Origin of the sequence: Streptomyces sp. NPDC048483, from assembly GCF_040651455.1 — a bacterium.
Taxonomy (GTDB): domain Bacteria; phylum Actinomycetota; class Actinomycetes; order Streptomycetales; family Streptomycetaceae; genus Streptomyces.
On the sequence record NZ_JBEZJZ010000228.1, the window covers coordinates 1 to 3,776 of the forward strand.

Consider the following 3,776-nt stretch of genomic DNA (forward strand, 5'->3'; position numbering starts at 1 on the left):
CGGTCAACGGCCCGGAGTCGGTGGTGATCGCGGGGGAGGAGTCTCAAGTCCTGCGGATTGCCGATGAGTTGGCGTCCGAGGGCTGCAAGACGCAGCGGCTGTCGGTGAGCCATGCTTTCCACTCGTCGTTGATGGAGCCGATGCTGGCGGACTTCCGGCGGGTGGCCGAGGGGCTGTCGTACGGGGCGCCGCAGATACCGGTCGTCTCCAACGTGACCGGCGAGCTGGCCACCGAAGAGCTGGTGTGCTCGGCGGAGTACTGGGTGCGGCACGTCCGCGAGACCGTCCGCTTTGCCGACGGCGTGCGCGCCCTGGAGGCCGAAGGGGCATCGGTCTTCCTGGAGTTGGGCCCGGACGGGGTGCTGACGGCGATGGCCCAGCACACTCTGGGCGGTGCCGCGACCGCCGTTCCGGCTCTGCGCAAGGACCGGTCCGAGGAGACCGCGCTGCTGAGCGCGCTGGCGCGGCTGCATGTCACGGGTGTGGCGGTGGACTGGGCCGCGTGGTTCGCCGGCACCGGCGCCCGCCGCGTCGACCTGCCCACCTACCCCTTCCAGCACGAGCGCTTCTGGCCGCGGCCCGCCGCGCTCAGCGGGGACGTGACCGGCGCGGGCCTGCTGCCCGCGGAGCACCCGCTGCTGGGCGCGACGCTCACCCTCGCGGACTCCGGCGCGGTGGTGTTGACAGGCAGGTTGTCGCTGCAGACGCATCCGTGGCTGATCGACCACGTCATGGGCGGCAGTGTCCTCTTCCCGGGGACCGGTTTCCTGGAACTGGCGATGCGCGCCGCCGACCAGGTCGGCTGTGACCGTGTCGAGGACCTCGTCCTGATGACGCCGCTGGTGCTCCAGGAGGACCGTGCCGCGCAGGTCCAGGTGCTGGTCGGGGACGCCGACGAGACGGGCGCCCGCGCCCTCTCGGTGTATGCGCGCCCGGACGGCGACCCCGGTCAGCCGTGGACCCAGCACGCGGGTGGCACGCTGACCAGCGGGGAGCGGATCGCGGACTTCGGCTCCCAGGTCTGGCCGCCGCAGAACGCGGTGGGCGTCGACCTGGAGGGCTTTTACGAAGGGACCGGCTACGGACCCGCGTTCCAGGGGCTGCGCTCGGTCTGGCGTTGCGAGGACGGGGCCTTTGTCGAGGTCGCGCTGCCGGACCAGGTCGCCGATGAGGCCGGGGCCTTCGGGCTCCATCCGGCGCTGCTGGACGCGGTGCTCCAGGCCCACCGGATGGCCGGGGTCGGCGGTGCGGGCGACCAGTTTCTGCCGTTCGCATGGAAGGGCGTTTCGCTCCATGCCGCCGGTGCGTCGGTCCTGCGGGTGCGGGTGGTGAAGACCGGTGACGATTCGGTGTCCCTCGCGGCCGTCGACGTCGAAGGCGCGCCCGTGCTGTCCGCCGAGGCGATGGTGATGCGGGCCTACCGGGACCCCGGTCCGGGCCAGTCGACGACCCGGCGCGGTGCGGGGCACGACGGGCTGCTGTCGCTGGACTGGGTGGCGGCTCCCGAGGTGCGGTCGGTCGATGTGCGATCGGTCGATGTGCGGTGGGTGTCCCTGGGCGCGGATGAGCTGGGTGTGGGTGCGTCGGTCGCGTCCCTGGCGGACCTCGCGGGGGATGAGGACCTTGTGGTGGTCCCCGTGTCCGGTGCGGGCGACGATGTGCCCGCCAGTACTCACGAGCTCACCGCACGGGTTCTGGGGGTGCTTCAGGATTGGGCGGACCGGGAGGAATCCGCCACCTCGCGTCTGGTGTTCGTCACCCGGGGCGCCGTCTCGGCAGCTGCGGGGGAGTCCATACGGGACATGGCCGCGGGCGCCGTGTGGGGGCTGGTGCGCTCGGCGCAGTCGGAGCACCCGGGGCGGATCGCGCTGGTGGACCTGGAGGACGGGGCCAAGGGTGGGGATCTCGCCGCGGTGCTCGCGGACCTGCCAGGTCAACTGGCCACCGGAGACAGCCAGTTCGTGGTCCGCGACGGTGCGCTTCGGGTAGGGCGACTGGCTCAACTCGGCAGCGGATCCGGGCTGTTGCCTCCCACTGGAGTGCCGTGGCGGTTGGACAGCGCGGCCAAGGGAAGTCTGGACGGTCTGGTGCTCGCGCCCTGCCCGGAGGTGCTGGAGCCGCTTACGGAGGGTCAGGTACGCATCCAGGTCCAGGCCGCCGGCGTGAACTTCCGCGATGTGCTGAATGCCTTGGGGATGTATCCGGGTGAGGCCGGGCTGCTGGGCGCGGAGGCCGCCGGTGTGGTCACCGAGACCGGTCCCGGGGTGCGCGGACTGCGCCCGGGAGATCGCGTGATGGGCATGGTCTTCGGCGGTTATGGCCCAGTGGCGGTAACTGATCAGCGACTCCTCGCCCGCATCCCGCAGGACTGGACACCTGTTCAGGCGGCTTCGGTGCCGCTGGTCTTCCTGACCGCGCTCTATGGGCTGAAGGATCTGGCGGGTCTGCGTCCGGGCCAGTCGATTCTGGTCCATGCCGGAGCCGGTGGTGTCGGTATGGCGGCGATCCAGCTGGCGAGGCATCTGGGAGCGGAGGTGTTTGCCACGGCCAGTGCGGGCAAGTGGGACACCTTGCGGGAGCTGGGCGTTCCCGATGACCACATCGCTTCTTCCCGTACGACCGACTTCGAGGAGCGTTTCCGGGCGGTCACCGGGGGGCGGGGTGTGGATGTGGTGCTCAATGCCCTGGCGGGTGAGTTCGTCGATGCCTCCCTGCGATTGACCGCCCCCGGCGGCCGCTTCCTGGAAATGGGCAAGACCGACATCCGTGACCCCGAGTCGGTGGGGTCGGTTGCCTACCGTGCCTTCGACCTCGCCGACGCGGGCCCGGACCGGGTCCAGGGCATGCTCGGTGAGCTGCTGGAGCTGTTCGCCGGGGGTGCGTTGCGTGCGCTGCCGGTGGCGAGTTGGGATGTACGGCGGGCGCCGGAGGCGTTCCGGTTCATGAGCCGTGCGCAGCACATCGGGAAGATTGTGCTGACCCTGCCGCGCGAGTGGGATGCGGACGGCACGGTGCTGATCACCGGAGGCACCGGGGGACTGGCCCGTGAGCTGGCCCGGCACCTGGTGACCGAGCGCGGCATGCGGCATCTGTTGCTGGTCAGTCGCAGTGGTCCGGAGGCGCCGGGTGCCGCCGAACTGCGGGATGAGCTGGCCGTCCACGGCGCCGAGGTGACCGTGCGGGCCGGTGATGTGGCCGATCGGGAGGCGGTCGCCGCGCTCGTGGCCTCCGTACCGGCCGAGCACCCGCTGACCGCGGTGATCCACACGGCCGGTGTTCTGGACGACGGTGTGGTGTCATCGCTGACGCCCGAGCGGCTGTCGGCCGTACTGCGCCCGAAGGCGGACGCGGCCTGGCATCTCCACGAGGCCACCAAGGACCTCGACCTGGCCGCGTTCGTGCTGTATTCGTCCATCTCGGGCGTACTGGGCACTCCGGGTCAGGGCAACTACGCCGCGGGCAACGTCTTCCTCGACGCGCTGGCCCGCCACCGTACGGCGCAGGGCCTGCCCGCCCAGTCCCTGGCATGGGGCGCCTGGGCCCCGAGCGGCGGGATGACCGCCGCCCTGTCGGACGCGGACCTGAAGCGGATCGCTGCCTACGGGGCCACGCCCCTGACCACCGAGCAGGGGCTGGCGCTGTTCGACGCCGCCACTGCGACCGACACGGCGCACCTCGTCCCGATCGGGCCGGTCGCCACGGGCACTTCGGACCGCGGCTCGGTGCCGCCGGTGCTGCGCGGCCTGGTCAAGGGCGCCCGCCGGACGGCCGCCGGC

Annotated in this window: 1 protein-coding gene; it reads left to right on the top strand. The window is 71.7% G+C overall.

Translation table 11 applies throughout. From position 1 onward, the window contains the following. On the top strand, window positions 1-3,776 hold a 3,776-nt coding region (locus AB0D04_RS42345), incomplete at both ends, for an SDR family NAD(P)-dependent oxidoreductase (RefSeq protein WP_362712793.1).